This window comes from Mycolicibacter algericus DSM 45454 (assembly GCF_002086455.1).
In the GTDB taxonomy this organism is placed as follows: domain Bacteria; phylum Actinomycetota; class Actinomycetes; order Mycobacteriales; family Mycobacteriaceae; genus Mycobacterium; species Mycobacterium algericum.
The window spans coordinates 1-19,217 of the sequence record NZ_MVHC01000010.1 but is presented as its reverse complement, the minus strand read 5'-3'; the positions used below and the strand labels follow the sequence as shown (position 1 = coordinate 19,217).

Here is a 19,217-nt window from a genome sequence, read left to right as displayed (position 1 = left end):
TCTCCAGCGAGATCAGTGCTCGGTGACAGTGGCCTCCGGGTCGCCTTCCTTCCAGGTGATGATGCCGTGCTCGAAGGTGGTCTGCTTGGTCCCATCAGCGTTGGTGGTCTCATCGCTGGTCGGGTAACCGAGCTTGCCCTGCGAACCGCCCAGCTCGTTCCACTTGTCGCGGATCTTGCCCCACACCACGTATGACCGGGTGGTGTGAACGATCACGCCGCCGTCGAACTGCTGGTAGACGCCGCCGTCGGGGTTCTTCTGCTCGGCCCCGGTAGGCTCGCCCAGGCTCTGCTTGGCCTCGGCGTCCAGCGAGTCCAGCTTGGCCAGGATGGGGCCGGCGACGGTGTACTCCTTGCCGTCCGCGCCGGTCATCTCGGTGGAGCTGGCGGCGCCGCTCTCCTCGGCGGGGGTGGTGACCGCCGACGAGATCACCGAGCTGGCCGAGGATGCGACCGAGCTCGCCGAACTCAGGGCTTCGCTGGTCTTCTCCTTGGTGCTACTGCACCCCGTGCCGATCAACGCGAGCCCCAAAACTGCGGCGGATACAGCTGCGGCTCGTTGTGTTGCCTTGCGCATGTGTAGTCCTTTCGAATTTGGAAGGGCCCCGCAAACCCACACGGCCCGGCCAGAGGTTATCGGGCCAGATGTTATCGGGGATACGACCACCGGGCAATGAAATCGGGCAAATGGTTGCGGCAATTGTCGGTGAATTCGGGCGATACTCGCCGCCATACCCGCACCGCCGAAGAGCACCGACGATGCCGCCAGACGCCGCTGCAGGGGGGTGGGAAAGCGCTGAGTTCGCGCGTTACTCGCGCCGCAGCCGCGACTGCACGAACTGCTCGAGCTGCTCCCATTCCTTGACCGCCGGAGCGAACGGACGCTGCGGTTCGGCCACCGATTCCCGGTCGAGCACGTAGCCGACCATTCGGCCCAGCGCGCGGTCCGGTTTGAGGGTTTCGGCGACCACACCGTCCTCGGCGTAGCTGCCCACGTCCTGCAGGAACTCCACGGCCAGTTCGAGTTGCTCGCGGTCCACGGCGTCGGGCCCGTCGGTCAGGTCGTCGACCATCCCGGACAGCACGTAGACGTTGTCGTCGGTGATGTCGATGGCCAGCGAGCCGTCGGTGGCCGCGGTGCGGATGTCGTCGTAGGTGCTCAGGTCCGACAGGTCGTGATCGTGCTCGTCGGCCAGGTAGCGGGCCAGCGCGCGCTCGGAGTTGAACACGCTGATCCGGCCGTTGCGGCCGAGGAACACCGGCTCGTCGCCGAGGTAGCAGCGCAGCGTGAAGAACGTCCCGTTGTCGGTCATGATCCGGATCGGATCGATGCCCACCTTGGCCCAGAAGTCCGCGTCGCCGCCGAGCACCACGCGATCGCCGCGGGCGCGCTCGACGGCCGCCTCGGTGCTCTCGGTGGCGTCGGCGGTTTCGGCATCGGCCGGCGCCGCCTCGGTCTCGGCCTCGGTCACCTCGACCGGGGGTTCTTCGGCCAGTTCGTCGGCTGCCCGCGACGACGCGGCGGCGTCGACGTCGGGTGTGCTGATGACCCCTTCGACCGCCGCCAACACGTTGCTCCAGCTGCGGCCGATGATGTCGCCGATCTGGTTCCACCGCTTGCGACCGGCCCGGCCGCTGAAGTTGTCGACGCCACCGGCCAGCGTGCCCAGGCTCGGGTTGCCGTTGAAGAACTTCGTCACCGCGGTCAGGTCACAGACCGTCCCGATGGAGGAGACGATCTCCAGGGCGTCGGCCACCGAGCGCACGGACTGCTTGGTGGGCTTGTCGGCCAGCAGTTCCTCGACCGCGATCAGGTCGTACTGGCGGCTCCGCGGCGGGTTGAGCTTGTGGGCGTTGGCCTCGACCAGCCGCGGCCAGGCGGGATGATCCGTCAGGTCGTTGTCGGTGTTGGTCCGCACGAACGCCACCAGGTCGGCCGCGGTGTCGAACACGTAGAGGTCTTCATCCTTGCCGAGGAACGCCTCCCACTCGTCACCGGCGTCGCGCCAGCGCGGCGCCCACAGCGTGTAGCGGTCACCGGCGGTCACCGCAAGACGGATCGGTACGAGGTCAGCTGCCATGGCGCACAGAGTAGCGAGGTGCCCGGCGGCTCCCCGAACCGGGATTAGCGCCGGGATTGGCAGCTGGATTGTCGCCTCCCGCCACCGCCGATAAAGAATCCTGAATTTCTTGTGTCAACAATGGCGTCGCCCTCATCTTTTAGTTAGGTTCACTTCGTCGGGGGTGCGTTTGGCAACGCATAAAGCCCCGGGCCGGGGAGGCCGCGATGACGACTATGCGATTACGTCAGCTGGGGGCGGCGGTATCGGCGGTGCCGTGCGGGCGTCATGGTGGCCGCGACGCCCACCCACCCGGGCGCCGGCTTCGGCGTGACGCGGGTGCGACGCGCCGACAAGACGACGCAACGTCCCCAGCGGGACGTCCGTCCACCGCCATGGCCGAACAGGCCATGATCGTGGAGTTGACAACGCACGCTTTCTTAATAGGCTCTACGCTGAATTCCGCCTTATAGATCCATGTGAAGTCGTCAGGCGGGGTCCCACAGCGACTGATGGCGTGACGCGACGACCCGGGAGGCCCGAATGACGGCTACACGACCGCACCGGTTGGGTGCGACGGCACTGGCGGCGCTGTGCGCGGTGCTGCTCGGTTTGTCGTCGCTGCTGACGCCGACGCTGGCGTCCCGGCTGGAGAAGGCGATCGCCGAGATCGTGCTGCTGGCCGGCGAGGGCTGGATCATGACCGGCACCGGCCAGTCCGACCCGACCATCGGCGACTACATGGACGTGGTGCGGGACTTCTACCTGCAGCCGTTGGCGCCGTGGTTCGCCGGGCAGACGGTCTTCCCCGACTACACGTTCGAGGGCCTGATCACCCCCGAACAGTTCTGCCCGATCGTCTGCCAGCCGTTGCCGGTTCCGCAGCTGGACTTCGCGGCGTCGCTGGCGGAGGGCTCCGCCAACTTGGACGCGGCTGTCCGCCCGCAGCTCGAGGCCGGCGAGCAGGTCACGGTGTTCGGCTACTCGCAGAGCGCCGTGGTCGCCACCCTGGCGATGCAGAAGCTGCTCGCCGACGTGCCGGGCGGCTCCTACGACCCCGACAACCTGCACTTCGTGCTGATCGGTGACCCGAACAGCGCGATCGGCGGCATCCTGAGCCGGCTGCACTTCGCCGACGGCTTCGACGGGAACATGCAGCACATCCCGTTCCTGGGCATCCCGCTGGGCATCGGGGCGGGTCCGACCGACTTCGCGGCCAGCATCTACAGCACCGAATACGACGGCTGGTCCAGCTTCCCGCAGGACGTCACCAACCTGCTGGCGGTGATCAACGCGCTGATGGGCATCCCGGCGGTGCACGGCGCCTACTTCAACGACAACCTCGGCAACGCGATCGACCTCGGCTCGATCGGCGGGAACGACTTCTACATGCTTCCCACCGCCCAGTTGCCGATCCTGGGACCGCTCTACGGGCTCGGCGACTTCGGCAAGCTGGCCGGTGACGCGCTGGCGCCGTTGCTCAAGCTGGTCATCGACTGGGGCTACGGCAACCCGGGCGCCCCGGATGCCGGCATCACCGTCGACGGTGTCGACCCGATCGGGGCGGCCGGCGCCTGGGCGGTCACCGCGACCGGTCAGCTGTCGGAGGACACCGGCGTCGCCGGGTTCCTGCTGCGGATGGACCCGCTGCAGATGCTGGCCGGCATGCAGTACGCCGGGGTGCAGAGCCTGACCAACACCATCAACAACCTGCTGGACTTCGCCGGGCAGGACCCGCTGTCGCAGTCGGTGGTCGACACCCTGCTGGGTGGCTACAACCTCACCCTCGAGCTGGACCAGTTGCTGCTCAACGGGTGGCAGGACCTGGCCACCGAATGGAACCTGCTCGACGTGCTGGGGCCGGACGCGATCTTCAACGGTGCGCCGCTGATCTCCGCGCAGCCGCTGCTGGACCTGCTCGGGGTGGGCTTCAGCATCCTCAACTACCTCGACGCCTGATCCGATGCGACACCGGCGTCTGCTGGGGGCAGCACTGCTCGCAGCGGCGTCGGTGGCGGCGGCCGGGGCCGGACCGCAGTCGCGGCCCGACGTGGTGCTGCTGGCCGACGAAGGCTGGATCATGGGGCCGACCAGCATCCCCGACCCCACTGTCGGCGGCTACCTGGAGGCGGTGCTGGACCGTTTCCTGCAACCCGTCACGCCGTGGTTTCCCGGGCAGCCGACGTTCCCCGGCTACCGGTTCGAGGGCCTGGTCACCCCCGAGCAGTTCTGCCCGCTGGTGTGCCTGCCGCCGCCGAACCCCTACCTGACCTTCGCCGAGTCGGTGGCCCGCGGCGTCGACATCCTGCACGACGCCGTCGTGCCGCAACTACAGGCCGGCGATCACGTCACGGTGTTCGGCTACTCGCAGAGCGCCACCATCGCCACCCAGGAGATGACCAACCTGCTCGCGGCGTCTTCCGGCCCCCCGGCCGGCCTCGACCCCGACAACCTGGACTTCGTGCTGATCGGCAACCCCAACAACCCGCTCGGCGGGGTGCTGACCCGCTTCCCGGCCTACCCGCTGCTGAGCGACCAGCCGGTGCACCTGCCGTTCCTGGGCATCCCGCTGAGCATCGGGCCCACCCCGACCAGTGGGTTCGACATCGACAGCTACACCGGCGAATACGACGGCCTGGCCAACTTTCCGCAGGACCCGGCCAACCTGCTGGCCATGCTCAACGCGCTGATCGGCACGGCGACCGTGCACTTCTCCTATCTGGAGTTCGACAACCTCTCCGACACCATCGAACTGGGCACCATCGGCGACACCGACTTCTACCTGATCCCCCAGCAGCTGCCGATCCTGTGGCCGATCTATGCGCTCGGTGACGTCGGCAAGGTCATCGGCGACGCGCTGGCGCCGTGGCTCAAGCTGGTCATCGACTGGGGCTACGGCAACCCGGGCGACCCGTTCGTGGGCGTCAACGGAACCGACGCGGTGGGGCCCTGGGCGGTCACCGCCGGCGGCCAGCTGGCCGAGGGCTCCGGCGTCGCCGGGTTCCTGCTGCGGATGGACCCGCTGCAGATGCTGGCCGGCGTGCAGTACGCCGCGGTGCGCAGCGTCGTCGACCCGGTCAACGGCCTGCTGGGCTTCACCGGCCACGATCCGCTGCCCGATTCGCTGGTCGACGCCCTGCTGACCGGCTACCGGCTCACCAACGAGCTGGACGCCGCGCTGCTGGGCGCCTGGCAGCAGCTGGCGGTGGACCTCGACGTCGCCGACTGGCTCGGCCCGGAGGCGGTGTTCAACGGCGAACCGCTGCTCTCGCTGGAGCCGCTGCTGGACATGGGCGCGGTGGTCTTCGAGATCCTCAACCTGCTCGGCGCATGACCCGTAGTGTTTGAGCCCGTGAATGTGCGCGTCGTCGACCATCCGCTGGCCGCGATCCGGCTGCGGTCGCTGCGTGACGAGCACACCGACAGCGCCGGATTCCGGGCGGCGCTGCACGACCTGACCTGGATGCTGGTCTACGAGGCGAGCCGCGAGACGCCCTGCGAACAGATCGCCGTGCGCACCCCGGTGGCCGACACCGTCGGTGCGCGGCTGGCCTGCCCGCCGCTGCTGGTGCCGGTGCTGCGCGCCGGGCTGGGCATGGTCGACGCCGCGCACGCCCTGATCCCCGAAGCCGAGGTCGGATTCGTCGGGGTGGTGCGCGACGAGGCCACCCATCAGCCGGAGCCGTACCTGGCGTCGCTGCCGACCGACCTGAGCGGCCGGGGTGTCATGGTTCTCGACCCGATGCTGGCCACCGGCGGCTCGATGGCCCACACCCTGGGACTGCTCATCGAGCGCGGAGCCGCCGACATCACCGTGCTGTGCGTGGTGGCCGCGCCGGAAGGCATTGCGGCGCTGAAGAACACCGCCGCCGACGTGCGGATGTTCACCGCCGCGATCGACGACGGGCTGAACGAGAACGCCTACATCGTCCCGGGGCTGGGGGATGCCGGCGACCGCCAGTTCGGGCCACGCTGAGTGTGAAACCACAACGGCCACAACGGTAACCGGGAGGCGACGGGAGTGGCGGCGAATTACCAGCCGCGGACCTCCGCGGCGACGGCCGCGCACAGCTGCGACGCCTCGGCGCGCTCGCCGGCCACGTCATCCGACGGCGGCCGGGACACTTCCAGGTAGCACTTCAGCTTGGGCTCGGTGCCCGACGGCCGCACCACCACCCGCACCGAGGTGCCCTCGCGCGCCCCGCCGAACTCCAGCGCATCGGTGACCGGCCCGCGGCGGTGCATCAGATCGGTTGCCGTCACCGCGAATCCAGCCAGTACCGTCGGCGGGTCGGCGCGCAGCCGGGCCATCACCGCAGTCGCCTCGGCCCGGTCGGCGACCCGGCGTGACACCGCCTCGGTGACGTGCACGCCGTGGCGGCGGGCCAGCTCGTCGAGCGCCGCGGGCACCGAGGAGCCCTGATCGCGCAGCGCCGCCACCAGGTCGCAGGCCAGCACCGCGGCGGTGATGCCGTCCTTGTCGCGCACCGCATCCGGGTCGACGCAGTAGCCGATCGCCTCCTCGTAGGCGTAGATCAGGGTGGCGCCGGGCAGGCCGTCATCGGCGCGGGCCAGCCACTTGAACCCGGTCAGCGTCTCCACATGGCGAGCCCCATGGTGCTCGGCGATGCGCGCCAGCAGCTGCGACGACACCACGGTGCTGGCGACCACCGCATCGGAGACCCGTTGCCGGGGCAGCCGTGAGAGCAGGTAATCGCCCAGCAGCCAACCGGTCTCATTGCCGGTCAGCATCCGCCAGCCAGCCGGTCCGGGAATACCGACCGCGCAACGGTCGGCGTCAGGATCCAATGCGATCGCGATGTCCGCGTCGACGTCGGCGGCCAGTTCCAGCAGCTCGTCGGCGGCACCCGGCTCCTCCGGATTCGGGAACGCGACGGTGGGGAAATCCGGATCCGGATCGAATTGGCTTGTCACGGTGTGAATGTCGGTGAACCCGGCGGCGCACAGCACGTCTACGGCGAGCGCGCCGCCCACGCCGTGCAGCGGGGTCAGCGCCACCCGGACCGGGCCGCGGTGGCGCCGCACCGTGGCGGCCCGCCCGAGGTAGCGGGTCACCAGCTCGTCGCCGGCGGCCGGCACCGGACGGCGGGGGATCGTATCGGCCGGGGGAGCGGCGGCCATCGCGGTTTCGATCTCGGTATCGACGGGCGCCACGATCTGCACCCCGCCGTCGAAGTACACCTTGTAGCCGTTGTCGCCGGCCGGGTTGTGCGAGGCGGTGATCTGGATGCCGGCCGCCGCGCCGGTGTGGCGCACCGCGAACGCCACCACCGGAGTCGGCAGCGGATCGGGCAGTAGCACCACCGAAAACCCGGCGGCGGCAAGCACTTCGGCGGTCGCGGACGCGAAAGCCTCCGAGCCGTGGCGGGCGTCGCGACCGACCACCACCGTCGCACCGGCATGCCGGTGCGCCTGCAGCACCGTGGCGACGGCCCAACTGGCGCGCAGCACCACGGCCAGGTTCATCGCGTCCGGTCCGCCGCGCACCGGCCCGCGCAGGCCGGCGGTGCCGAACCGCAGCGGCGCCGCGAACCGGGCGGCGGTCTCGTCGGCATCCCAGCCGGCCACCTCCGCGGCGGTCGTCGGGTCCGGGTCGTGGGCGATCCACTCGTCAGGCGTCACAGCACCGATTGTGGTCGATCGGGGCAAACCCCACGCCGGACAGGTGTCAACCACTTGATACGATCGTCCATTTTATGTGTCAGAAACGTAGAAGGAAGTGCTTTTGAGCGGCTCAATAACGCTTTCGGTGGACCGTTCGACAGCGCCGGCGGTGGACCGCTCGACCCTGTTGCCGGTCGCCGTCGTGGTGGCGGTCGCCGCTGCCGTGCACGGCGCGGTGGCGATGCGATACGGCTGGCATCCCGACGAGTTCTATTACGTGGTCGGCGGCCGGCACCTGGCGTGGGGGTATGTCGACCACCCGCCGCTGGTGCCGCTGCTGGCGCGGGTGGCCGCGCTCGGCGGCCTGGCGGGCCTGCGATTGCTGGCCATTGCGATACACCTCGGCTGCATCGTGCTGGCGGCGCTGCTCGCCGCGGAGTTCGGCGGGCGGCGTAACGCGCAGGTGATCACCGCGGCGGCCGTCGCCGCCAGTCCGCTGTTCATGGGCGCCGCGATGTTCTTCGGGACCACGGTGGTCGACCAGTTGATCTGGATCGCGGTGCTGCTGCTGGTGACCCGCGCGCTGCGGGTCGGCACGGTGCCGGCCTGGCTGCCGGCCGGCCTGGTCGCCGGCGTCGGGCTGGAGGCCAAACAGACCGCTGCGCTGCTGCTGGTCGGCATCGCGGTGGGTCTGGCGCTGTTCCGGCGGGAAGCGCTGCGCACACCGGGGCCGTGGCTGGCCGCCGCCGTGGCCGCTGCGCTGGCCGCCCCGAACCTCGTCTGGAACGCGCAACACGGCTGGCCGAGCCTGCAGTTCGCCCAGGCGATGTCGGTTCGGATGGGCGGGCCGCTGGGATCTTTGACGCAGGTGCCGGTGCTGCTGCTGTTGTACGCCGGCCCGCTGCTGGTGCTGCTGTGGGTGGTCGGTGTCGGCTGGCTGTCGTCCCCGGCCGGCCGGGAGTACCGCTGGATTCTGGCGGTGCCGGTGGTGGCGTTGTTGCTCTGCGTCATCAGCGGCGGTCGTTCCTACTACGCGGGCCCGGCGCTGGTCGTGCTGTTCGCCGCCGGCGCTGTCCGCGTCGAGGCCGGGAACCCGGACCGGCCGCCGCGCGGCTGGGCGGTCGCGCTGGTGGGGCTGTTCGTGGGATCGGCGATGTTCTGCCTGCCGGTGCTGCCGCCGGCGGCCGCCCAGACGATGCGGAAGGTCAATCCGATTCCGCTGGAGACCTACGGCTGGCCGCAGCTCGTCACCCAGGTGGCGGCCGCGGCGTCGTCGCTGCCCCCCGACGTGCCGATCTTCACCAGCAATTACGGCGAGGCCTCGGCGTTGACGATCCTGGGGCCGGGCGCCGGCATCAACCGTCCGGTGGTCAGCGGCGACGGCAGTTTCGCCCACTGGGGGCCGCCCGCCGGCAGCGCCGATACCGTGTTGTGCGTCGGACGGTTCCCGATGCTGAAGTTGCGCCAGTACTGGTCGCAGGTCAGCTATGTGAGGTCGATCTGGTTCCCCGGCGGGGTGCGCAACGGGGAGAGTGCCGCGAAGATCTACCTGTGCCGGGGTGCGCGGGGCAGCTGGGAGACGATGTGGCCGCGGATGCGGCACAGCTCCGGCGTCGGCTACTGAGCCGGCACGACCGGGACCTCAGAGCCGGGCTATGACGTCGGCGAGCAGCGCGCCCATCCGGCCCGCCGATTCGCGCCCCGCGGCCAGCACCTCGGCGTGGCTGAGCGACTCGCCGGTGATCCCGGCCGCCAGGTTCGTCACCAGCGACAGGCCCAGCACCTGCGCGCCGGCCGCTCGCGCCGCGATGGCCTCGTGCACCGTCGACATCCCCACCAGGTCGGCGCCCAGGGTGCGCAACATCCGGATCTCCGCCGGCGTCTCGTACTGCGGGCCGGACATCCCGGCGTAGACGCCCTCGACCAGCGTCGGGTCCACCTGGCGGGCCAGGGCACGCAGCGCGGGGGTGTAGGCGTCGACCATGTCGACGAAGTGCGCGCCCTCCAGCGGCGAGCGCCCGGTCATATTGAGGTGGTCGCTGATCAGCACCGGCTGGCCGACCTCGAACTGTTCGCGCAGGCCGCCGGCGGCGTTGGTCAGCACCACGGTGTTAGCCCCGGCCGCCACCGCCGTGCGCACCGGTCGCACCACATCGGCCAGCGGGTGGCCCTCGTAGGCGTGGATCCGCCCGACCAGCACCAGCACCTGGTGGGTGCCGATCCGGATGGACACCAGTTCGCCGAGGTGGCCGGCCGCGGTCGGCGCGCTGAACCCGGGCAGGTCGGCCATCGGTAGCGTCGCGGTCGGTGTGCCCAGGGCCGCCACCGCCGGCGCCCACCCCGAACCGAGCACGATCGCCACGTCATGCGAGTCGACGCCGGTGCGCCGGGCCACGACCGCCGCGGCCTGAGTCGCGAGCGGAACCGTCACAGCCCGTGAGTTTAGTCGGGTGCCACGGTGGGATACTGCCTGAATGTCCTCAGCTCCCGCGTCGCACGCCGCCGAGGCGTGGTTGGCGGTCAACGCCGACGAGCTGGTGTCCTGGCGGCGGCACCTGCACCGCCATCCGGAGCTGAGCCGGCAAGAGTTCGCCACCACCCAGTTCATCGCCGAACGCCTGGCCGGCGCGGGCCTCAACCCCAAGGTGTTGCCCAGCGGAACCGGGCTGGTCTGCGATTTCGGCCCGGAAGAGGGCCCGCGGATCGCGTTGCGCGCCGACATCGACGCGCTGCCGATGACCGAGCAGACCGGGGCGCCGTACTCCTCGCTGGTGCCGGGGGTGACGCACGCCTGCGGTCACGACGCGCACACCGCGATCCTGCTGGGCGCCGCGCTGGCGCTGGCCGCAGCGCCGGAGCTGCCCGTCGGGGTGCGGCTGGTGTTCCAGGCCGCCGAGGAACTGATGCCGGGTGGGGCCATCGACGCGATCGCCGCCGGGGTGCTGACCGGGGTCAGCCGGATCTTCGCGCTGCACTGTGACCCGCGGCTGCAGGTCGGCCGGGTGGCCACCGTCCCCGGGCCGATCACGTCGGCGGCCGACACCATCGAGATCACCGTCGGCGGGCCCGGCGGGCACACCTCGCGGCCGCACCTGACCGCCGACCTGGTCTACGGGCTGGGCACGCTGATCACCGGGCTGCCCGCCGTGCTGTCGCGCCGCATCGACCCTCGCAACAGCACCGTGTTGGTGTGGGGGGCGGTCAACTCCGGGGCGGCCGCCAACGCGATCCCGCAGGCCGGACGGCTGGCCGGCACGGTGCGCACCGCGAGCCGTGACACCTGGATGGCGATGCAGGGCATCGTCGAGGACGCGGTGGCGCACCTGTTGGCGCCGTTGAACATCCAGCACACGCTGTACTACCACCGCGGGGTGCCGCCGGTGGTCAACGAGGCGGTGTCGACGCGGATGCTCACCCGCGCGATCGAGACGGTCGGGCCGGATGTGCTGGCCGAAACCCGGCAGTCCGGCGGTGGTGAGGACTTCTCCTGGTATCTGGAGCAGGTTCCCGGCGCGATGGCCCGCCTCGGGGTGTGGCCGGGCAGCGGGCCGCAACTGGACCTGCACCAACCGACGTTCGACCTCGACGAGCGGGCGCTGGCGATCGGGGTCAAGGTGATGGCCGGCATCATCGACCAGGCCGCGCTGCCCTAACTCCCAGTGGCGCGAGCGTGCATGTCTGCCCGCCGACACGCCGGAAATTTTGTACAACTGTGCACGCTCGCGGGCGCCGACGAGTGTGCACAGTTCTGCCGCTGTCCACAATTGGCGCGGATCTGGACAACTGAGGTAACCGTCGGCGCTGTCAGACACCGACGATCTGCGGCATGGACGACCGATTGCGCACCCTGCTCGACCGCCAGGGCGGGGTGGTGACTTCCGCTCAAGCACTGGCGGTCCTGACCCGCCGTGGGCTCGAAACCGAACTGAGACATGGTCCGCTGCAAAAGATTTGGTATGGCATCTACGGCGACGGCGAGATGAGCGACGAGTTGCTGCTGCGCGGGTTGGACCTGGCAACGGGCACCACGGTCGCGGTCTGTCTGGGCACCGCGGCGGCGGCGTACGGCTTCGACACCGAGGAACCGGTCGAGCTGCACGTGCTCAATCCGCCGCGTCGACAACTCCGGTCGGCCGATGGGCTGGTGGTGCACCGGCGCGAGGGCGCACCGCTGAGCACGGTGGCCGGCCGGCCGGCCACCGCACCGGCGTGGACCGCGATCGAGGTGGCCCGTACGCTGCGCCGTCCGAGGGCGTTGGCGACTCTGGATGCGGCGCTGCGCAGCGGCACCTGTTCGCGCCGCGAATTGTGGCGCGCCGCGGTTCGGCAGGCCGGCCGGCGGGGCATCGTGGCGGTGCGGGATCTGCTGCCGCTCGCCGACCCGCTGGCGGGATCTGAGATGGAGAGCGAGTCGCGGTTGATGATGATCGACGCCGGTCTGCCGAGACCGGTGCTGCAGTACGAGATCGTGGATCGCAACAACCGGACGTGGCGGGTGGACTTCGCGTGGCCCGAGCAGCGGGTGGCGGTCGAGTACGACGGTGTCGTCTGGCATGAGGGACCGGATGCGTTCGTCTACGAGCGGCAGCGGCGTGCCGCATTGCAGGAGCTGGGCTGGGTGGTGATTCCGATCATCGCCGAGGATGTGCGACGTCAACCGTGGCAGACCGTCCGCCGCATCGAGACGCACCTGGCGCGCGCCGCCGCCTGACCGTCCGCGCCGCCGGCTGAATCCACCCGTGAGGGTGCACAATGGTACGGCCGCACCGGCGTGTCGCCGTACAGGCACGCCCCCTCGCGCGAAAGAAAGCAGGGGAGCTAACTCCCAGGGCCGATGTTGCGGGCCGGGCGGGTCTGCAGATTGCGCACGTATTCCTCTGGCGCGCCGGCGATCTGGGCGGCCTCGGCCACCACGCCGAGGTAGCGCGCCGACGGCAGCCCCCCCTCCCAGGCGTCCACCACGTACAGCCAGGCCAGCACCGGTTCGGGCTTGCTGTCCACCGGGTCCGACGTGATGCCGTCCACCCGGTCCACCCGGCAGCGGATCTTCTTGTGGATGCCGAAGTCCGAGCCCTCCCAGCGGTCCAGGTTCTGCTCGTCCTCGTGGGTCACGTCGTAGAGGACGACGAACACGCTCGACCCCGGATCCTCGACCACGGTCGCCAGGGCACCCTCCCAGCCGATGTCCTCGCCGGCGAACGTCAGCCGCCAGCCGTGTATCCAGCCGGTACCGGTCATCGGAGAGTGCGGTGCCCGCTGCAGCATCTGTTCGGGATGCATGTTTGACCCGTAGGCGGCGTAGAGCGGCACGGCAGAAAGCTTAAACGTCGTGTCGAGGATAAGTTGGTCGCTGTGACTTCTGCCTCGACGCGCATCGTGATCATCGGCGGCGGTCCGGCCGGCTACGAAGCCGCGCTGGTAGCAGCGGCCAAGGGGCCCGAGGCGGTGACGGTCACCGTCGTCGACGCCGACGGCATCGGCGGGGCCTGCGTGCTGTGGGACTGCGTACCGTCCAAGACCTTCATCGCCTCCTCGGGGGTGCGCACCGAGCTGCGACGGGCCCCGCACCTGGGCTTCGACATCCACTTCACCGACGCCGAGATCGAGCTGGACAAGATCCACCAGCGGGTCAAGTCGCTGGCCGAGGCGCAGTCCGCCGATATCAGAACCCAGCTGGTCAACACCGGTATCGAGGTCATCGCCGGCCGCGGGGAGCTGATCGATCCCGAGCCCGGCCTGGCGCATCACCGGGTGCTGGTCACCGAGCACGGCGGTTCAGCGAGGTTCGACGGAGGAGAGGTGAAGCTGGGACCGCCGCATCAATCCAGCGGCGCGCAGCGGGTGCTCGAGGCCGATGTGGTGCTGATCGCCACCGGCGCCAGCCCGCGCACCCTGCCGAACGCCGAGCCCGACGACGAGCGCATCCTGACCTGGCGCCAGCTGTACGACCTGCACACGCTGCCCGAACACCTGGTGGTGGTGGGCTCGGGGGTGACCGGCGCGGAGTTCGTCAACGCCTACACCGAGCTGGGCGTCAAGGTGACGGTGGTGGCCAGCCGCGACCGGGTGCTGCCGCACGAGGACCCCGACGCCGCCCGGGTGCTGGAACGCTCGTTCGCCGAGCGCGGCGTCACCCTGGTCAAAAACGCCCGGGCCGCCTCGGTGACCCGCGAGCGCGACGGCGTGCTGGTCACCATGACCGACGGCCGCACCGTGGCCGGCAGTCACGCGCTGATGACGGTCGGCTCGGTGCCCAACACCGCCGGGCTGGGTCTGGAGCGGGTCGGCATCAAGCTCGAGCCCGGCGACTATCTGCAAGTCGACCGGGTGTCGCGCACCTCGGTTCCCGGCATCTACGCCGCCGGGGACTGCACCGGGTTGCTGCAGCTGGCGTCGGTCGCGGCCATGCAGGGCCGGATCGCGATGTATCACGCGCTGGGCGACGCGGTGGCCCCGATCCGGCTGCGGACGGTGGCCGCGGCGGTGTTCACCCGGCCCGAGATCGCCGCGGTCGGGGTGCCGCAGTCCCAGATCGACGACGGCACGGTGCCCGCGCGCACCGTCATGCTGCCGTTGCAGACCAACGCCCGGGCGAAGATGAGCCGGATGCGGCACGGCTTCCTCAAGCTGTTCTGCCGGCCGGCGACCGGGGTGGTGATCGGCGGGGTGGTGGTGGCGCCGATCGCCTCGGAGCTGATCCTGCCGATCGCGCTGGCGGTGCAGAACCGCATCACCGTGGCCGACCTGGCGCAGACGCTGGCGGTGTATCCGTCGCTGTCGGGTTCGCTCACCGAGGCGGCACGGCGGCTGATGACGCCCGACGACCTGGACTGACGTTTTCGGCGCGCGTGAGGCCGGTGTCACAGCCGTCGACGCCGCCCTGCCACGTAGCCTGGCAGGCGTGAGCACGCTGGGACCTGACCAACGAGCACAAGCCTGGGAACGGCTGGGCAGCGAGCAGTTCGACGTAGTGGTGGTCGGCGGCGGTGTGGTGGGCACCGGCTGTGCGCTGGATGCGGCCACCCGCGGCCTGAAGGTCGCACTCGTCGAGGCGCGGGACTTCGCCGCCGGAACGTCGAGCCGAAGCTCGAAGATGTTCCACGGCGGGCTGCGCTACCTCGAACAGCTGGAGTTCGGTCTGGTGCGCGAGGCGCTGCACGAACGCGAACTGTCGCTGACCACGCTGGCGCCGCATCTGGTCAAACCGCTGCCGTTCCTCTATCCGCTGACCAACCGGTGGTGGGAGCGGCCGTATGTGGCCGCCGGCATCTTCCTCTACGACCAGCTGGGCGGAGCGAAATCGGTTCCCGCGCAACGGCATCTGACCCGCGCCGGCGCGCTGCGGCTGTGCCCGGGCCTCAAGCGCAGCGCGCTGATCGGCGGCATCCGGTACTTCGACACCGTCGTCGACGACGCCCGCCACACCCTGACCGTCGGGCGCACCGCGGCGCACTACGGCGCGGTCATCCGCACCTCCACCCAAGTCGTGGCGCTGTTGCGGGAGGGCGACCGGGTGACCGGGGTGACGGTGCGCGACTCCGAGAACGGCGCGACGACCGAGGTGCGCGGGCACGTGGTGGTCAACGCCACCGGGGTGTGGACCGACGAGATCCAGGCGCTGTCACGTCAGCGCGGCCGGTTCCACGTCCGGGCGTCCAAGGGCGTGCACATCGTGGTGCCGCGCGACCGGATCGTGTCCGAGGCGGCGATCATCTTGCGCACCGAGAAGTCGGTGCTGTTCGTCATCCCGTGGGGAACGCACTGGATCATCGGCACCACCGACACCGACTGGAACCTGGACCTGGCCCACCCGGCGGCCACCAAGGCCGACATCGACTACCTGCTGGCCACCGTCAACACCGCGCTGGCCACCCCGCTGAGCCACGCCGACATCGAGGGCGTCTATGCCGGGCTGCGGCCGCTGCTGGCCGGGGAGAACGACGACACCTCCAAGCTGTCGCGGGAGCACGCGGTGGCGGTGCCCGCGCCGGGCCTGGTGGCTATCGCCGGCGGCAAGTACACCACCTACCGGGTGATGGCCGCCGACGCGATCGACGCCGCCGCCGAGTTCATTCCGACCCGGGTGGCGCCGACGATCACCGAGAAGGTGCCGCTGCTGGGTGCCGACGGCTACTTCGCGCTGGTCAACCAGGCCGAGCACGTAGGCGCCGAGCAGGACGTGCACCCGTATCGGGTGCGCCACCTGCTGGACCGTTACGGCTCGCTGATCCACGACGTGTTGGCGCTGGCCGAGGAGCGGCCGGAGCTGCTGGACCCGATCGCCGAGGCGCCCACGTACCTGAAGGTAGAGGTCGCCTACGCCGCGGCCGCCGAGGGCGCGCTGCACTTAGAGGACGTGCTGGCCCGCCGGACGCGGATCTCCATCGAGTACGCCCATCGCGGGGTGAACTGCGCCCGCGAAGTCGCCGAGGTGATGGCGGCGGTGCTCGGTTGGGACGACGCCGCGGTGGACGCGGAGGTGGCTAACTACACCGCCCGGGTGGAGGCCGAGATCCTGTCGCAGGAACAGCCCGATGACGCTTCGGCGGATGCGCTGCGGGCCAGGGCGCCCGAAGCCAGGACAGAGATTCTGGAACCGATTCCGCTTCCATGAACTCGATTTCATAACTACCCGCCAGGATTCCAGCCGTTTTCCCGTACGTTTAGCCTGAAACGGACATTAACAAATGCTTTGACGCATGCTTTGGATCACGTTAGTTTCGCCTAGTCAACTGGATCACAGGAACGTGGTCGGGTTCGGGGAAGGTAACGGTGCATGTCAATTCTGCTCGGAGTTACGCAGTCACAATTGCTGGCCAAAAGGGGTGGGACCCTCGCTGCGGCAACCGTTCTCGCGGGTGCCGGCCTAGTCGGTGTCGCGGCGGTCGGACCGGAGCTTCCGGGCTCGCCGTTCGGAGTGGTGCAGCATGAGACGGCGCTGATCGCCTTCCCGACTTTCGCCGAGAGCCTGCAGACCCTGCTCGACGACTTCGGCATGGGCGACCTCAACGGCATGTTGGGCGGGTTTGGAACCGGAGCATTCAACATCGACTCGTCGGTGGCGGACTTCCTGGCCGCCATGAACCCGACTGGCATCACCCTGAACGGTCTCACGGAGATCTTCGGGCTTCCGCTCGATATTCCGCTTTACAGCGCTACCGCTGAGTCCCTGCTCGGCTTCGGCAGCGACTGGCTGGTGGATGGCGTCCCGATCGGCAACGTCGACCTCGGCGACCTGATCGATGTCGTGCTCGGGGACGGTGCCGGCGAGCACTCGCTGCAACAACTGGCCAACGCGCTGAACCTGGGCTCGATCGTCAGTCAGTACGGCAATACCATCGGTGGGTTCCTGGCCAACATGAACGTCGAGAACTGTAACCTGACGGTACTCTCCTGCGACAATCCCGACCTGAACGTCAACAACCCGTTGGTCGACTGGCTCAGCGGGATCTTAGGGCAGCCCACTGCAGACATCACCCGCCATTGGTGGTTGAGCGACACTGAGATCCTGCCGAATACGGCGTGGACACTCGGCCAATATCTGCACGAACTGCCCATCAGCACCGGCTCGAGCACGATGATGGACGCGGCTACCCTGGGCCAACTGTTCGGCATGAACCCCGGCCAGACCTGGGACGAGTACGTCTCCAACTTCCCGTTCGGCGGCACGCTGCTGGACCCCTCCGGCGAAATCTGGGGGGACCAGACGCTGGGAACCCTGCTGAGCAGCTTCCTGCCCGAGGACAGTGACCTGGTGATCACCGGCGACACGCCGATCACCGACATCCTGGAGGCCTTCGGCCTGCTCTGGTAGCGGGAATTCCGCGCTAGCCCCTCCACACCCGGCCACCTGGCCGGGTGTGTTTTTCTGACCAGAACCATTCTCCGAAGCCGGTTTGCTTGCTTTGCTGTGAACCCGCTGCGGAGCGGCGTGCGTATTTCGCTCAACCTCCGGAATTGACTGGTACTTAGACAACCGAAGTTCATACCGTTTGACGGTTATCTGCACAATTGAACCGCCGGAAGTTATTGCGATCGAACCAAGTCCGGTCACAAGTTCGGAAAGCCTAGAAAATCCTGAGCAAGCGATAATCGCGCATGGGGGGCGGCTGGTTGCTCTGCCATGGTGTCGTCGTTGCAGAACTGCGTTTCTGATGCTTATGAGCTGCGATGTTCCTGGAAACACCGATTGCTGACGCGTGCGAAAAAGTTGGAAGGCCTGTTGACAAGTGACTGAGGATACAATAAGTTAATCCCCGTTGTACGAATCACGGAACGATCGTGTTTGATCCCAGAAGGGGGACCCATTACATGTCCACACTGACCTTTGACGCGCCGATGGCGCCTCGCGGCTTCATGGCCAAAACCGGCGCCTTGGTCGCTAGCACTGCATTTGCTGGTGCAGCTTTGTTCGGCGGCGTCGCAGTAGCTCCGACAGTTGCCAGCAGCCTGGCTGCATCGGTGCAGCACGACTACGTGCTGACCGCCGACGGCGACTTCCCGACCTTCGCCGAGAGCCTGCAGACCCTGCTGACCGCCCTCGACTTCGGCAACATGGGCCAGGTTCTGGGACTGTTCGGCGATGACATCAACACCAGCTCGTCTCTCGCTGACCTGCTGGCGGCGCTGAACCCCGACCACGTGTCGTTGGACGAACTCACCCTCGGTCTGCTCTCCACCGACTTCAGTGGTCTGTTGAACGAGGTGACGCTGCCGGGTGCGGACGGCGCGCCGGTGCCCCTTGGATTGATCCCGATCGACTCGTTGATTGGCGGCTTCATCGGCGGTGACGGCGCCAACACCAGCATCGGCGACCTGCTGGGCCTGTTCGGTCTCGGTGATTACGCCGGCCTGCTGAACCTGCCGTTCTTCGACCTGTCGCCGGACACCTCGCTGGCCGACCTGCTCAACGACATGCTGGGGATCACGTTCACCATGACGCTGACCGACCTGCTGAACGCCAACGACCTCGGTGACGCGACGCTCGCCGGCCTGCTGGGCATCGACCCGGACGCTGATTGGAACGAGGTCATCAGCGGCATCACCCTCGGCGGCACGCTGAGCGACCCGGACGGCACCGGAGAGCTGGGTGACGCGACGCTGGGCGGTCTGCTGACCAGCCTGCTGGGCACGGGCGCCGACCCGGTGACCGACGCCACCACGCTGACCGACTTCCTGGGCGACCTGGGCATCTTCAGCATGCTCGGCCTCGGCTAAGCCGGAGTAGTCAGCACTCAATAAGCCACATCGGCCACAACCCCCCGAACGGTTGTGGCCGATGTGTCTTTTGGTGCGCAACGGGATTTGCGCACCTGGCCCTCCGCTACGGATGCTCGGGATCGTCGTCGCCGTTGGCGCTGTCGCGCAGCAGTTTCTCGGGGTGGTGGTAGCTGTTGGTGCGCGGCCGGCCGCGGTCGAGGTGGGCGGGGGGCAGCGTCTCGGTTACCCCGTCGGCACGTTTGCGGGTGCGCCAGCCGTTGGACAGCAGTCGGTGGTGGGGGCCGCAGCGCAGGGTGAGGTCGTCGATGTCGGT

At 69.0% G+C, this 19,217-nt stretch carries 15 protein-coding genes and 1 pseudogene; 10 read left to right on the top strand and 6 right to left on the bottom strand.

What is annotated here, in order from left to right; translation table 11 throughout:
• Positions 1 to 12: 12 nt before the first annotated feature.
• Both BST10_RS23525 and satS read right to left on the bottom strand, forming a co-directional pair.
• The gene (locus BST10_RS23525; protein WP_205277415.1) at positions 13 to 576 is read right to left on the bottom strand and encodes an LGFP repeat-containing protein; all 564 of its coding nucleotides are present in this window, start codon (positions 574 to 576) and stop codon (positions 13 to 15) included.
• Positions 577 to 808: 232 nt separating this feature from the next.
• Positions 809 to 2,080 (bottom strand): protein export chaperone SatS, encoded by a 1,272-nt coding sequence (satS, locus tag BST10_RS11790; RefSeq protein WP_083037896.1) that lies wholly within the window; start codon positions 2,078 to 2,080, stop codon positions 809 to 811.
• Between the two features lie 522 nt (positions 2,081 to 2,602).
• Between satS and BST10_RS11785 the strand changes: the two genes are divergently transcribed.
• From BST10_RS11785 to upp, 3 genes are read left to right on the top strand one after another with little or no spacing between them, the layout of a single operon-like run.
• On the top strand, positions 2,603 to 4,018 hold the full coding sequence (locus BST10_RS11785; RefSeq protein WP_232062396.1) for a PE-PPE domain-containing protein: 1,416 nt from the start codon (positions 2,603 to 2,605) through the stop codon (positions 4,016 to 4,018).
• A gap of 4 nt (positions 4,019 to 4,022) precedes the next feature.
• Positions 4,023 to 5,393 (top strand): PE-PPE domain-containing protein, encoded by a 1,371-nt coding sequence (locus BST10_RS11780; RefSeq protein ID WP_083037895.1) that lies wholly within the window; start codon positions 4,023 to 4,025, stop codon positions 5,391 to 5,393.
• Positions 5,394 to 5,411: 18 nt separating this feature from the next.
• Positions 5,412 to 6,035 carry a uracil phosphoribosyltransferase gene (gene upp / locus BST10_RS11775; RefSeq protein WP_083037894.1) on the top strand — a complete coding sequence of 208 codons (624 nt, stop codon included), beginning with the start codon at positions 5,412 to 5,414 and terminating at the stop codon, positions 6,033 to 6,035.
• Between the two features lie 56 nt (positions 6,036 to 6,091).
• On the opposite strand, the gene BST10_RS11770 is transcribed toward upp, so the two are convergent.
• Complete coding sequence (locus BST10_RS11770; RefSeq protein ID WP_083037893.1) at positions 6,092 to 7,702, bottom strand: phospho-sugar mutase; 1,611 nt, start codon at positions 7,700 to 7,702, stop codon at positions 6,092 to 6,094.
• 127 nt (positions 7,703 to 7,829) lie between these two features.
• Between BST10_RS11770 and BST10_RS11765 the strand changes: the two genes are divergently transcribed.
• Complete coding sequence (locus BST10_RS11765) at positions 7,830 to 9,308, top strand: glycosyltransferase family 39 protein (protein ID WP_242665668.1); 1,479 nt, start codon at positions 7,830 to 7,832, stop codon at positions 9,306 to 9,308.
• Between the two features lie 18 nt (positions 9,309 to 9,326).
• On the opposite strand, the gene BST10_RS11760 is transcribed toward BST10_RS11765, so the two are convergent.
• Positions 9,327 to 10,115 carry a purine-nucleoside phosphorylase gene (locus BST10_RS11760; protein WP_013830060.1) on the bottom strand — a complete coding sequence of 263 codons (789 nt, stop codon included), beginning with the start codon at positions 10,113 to 10,115 and terminating at the stop codon, positions 9,327 to 9,329.
• Positions 10,116 to 10,158: 43 nt separating this feature from the next.
• Here BST10_RS11760 and BST10_RS11755 point away from each other — a divergent pair, with 43 nt between their 5' ends.
• Together BST10_RS11755 and BST10_RS11750 are read left to right on the top strand one after the other, a co-directional pair.
• On the top strand, positions 10,159 to 11,337 hold the full coding sequence (locus tag BST10_RS11755) for an amidohydrolase (RefSeq protein WP_083037892.1): 1,179 nt from the start codon (positions 10,159 to 10,161) through the stop codon (positions 11,335 to 11,337).
• Between the two features lie 173 nt (positions 11,338 to 11,510).
• The gene (locus BST10_RS11750) at positions 11,511 to 12,395 is read left to right on the top strand and encodes a DUF559 domain-containing protein (RefSeq protein ID WP_083037891.1); all 885 of its coding nucleotides are present in this window, start codon (positions 11,511 to 11,513) and stop codon (positions 12,393 to 12,395) included.
• Positions 12,396 to 12,502: 107 nt separating this feature from the next.
• On the opposite strand, the gene BST10_RS11745 is transcribed toward BST10_RS11750, so the two are convergent.
• Entirely contained in the window at positions 12,503 to 12,994 is a 492-nt protein-coding gene (locus tag BST10_RS11745; protein ID WP_013830056.1) for a gamma-glutamylcyclotransferase family protein, read from the bottom strand.
• A gap of 42 nt (positions 12,995 to 13,036) precedes the next feature.
• On the opposite strand from BST10_RS11745, the gene BST10_RS11740 reads away from it, so the two are divergent.
• From BST10_RS11740 to BST10_RS11725, 4 genes are all read left to right on the top strand, one after another.
• Positions 13,037 to 14,518, top strand: a complete 1,482-nt coding sequence (locus tag BST10_RS11740) for an NAD(P)H-quinone dehydrogenase (protein WP_013830055.1) — start codon at positions 13,037 to 13,039, stop codon at positions 14,516 to 14,518.
• Between the two features lie 46 nt (positions 14,519 to 14,564).
• Positions 14,565 to 16,298 carry a glycerol-3-phosphate dehydrogenase gene (glpD, locus tag BST10_RS11735; protein ID WP_083037890.1) on the top strand — a complete coding sequence of 578 codons (1,734 nt, stop codon included), beginning with the start codon at positions 14,565 to 14,567 and terminating at the stop codon, positions 16,296 to 16,298.
• A gap of 162 nt (positions 16,299 to 16,460) precedes the next feature.
• The gene (locus BST10_RS11730; protein ID WP_083037889.1) at positions 16,461 to 17,498 is read left to right on the top strand and encodes a hypothetical protein; all 1,038 of its coding nucleotides are present in this window, start codon (positions 16,461 to 16,463) and stop codon (positions 17,496 to 17,498) included.
• Positions 17,499 to 18,145: 647 nt separating this feature from the next.
• Positions 18,146 to 18,901: a hypothetical protein gene (locus BST10_RS11725; protein WP_083037888.1), complete on the top strand. Its 756-nt coding sequence runs from the start codon at positions 18,146 to 18,148 to the stop codon at positions 18,899 to 18,901.
• Positions 18,902 to 19,007: 106 nt separating this feature from the next.
• On the opposite strand, the pseudogene BST10_RS11720 reads toward BST10_RS11725, so the two are convergent.
• Positions 19,008 to 19,217 (bottom strand): annotated as a pseudogene (locus BST10_RS11720) (HNH endonuclease signature motif containing protein); the annotation flags it as partial.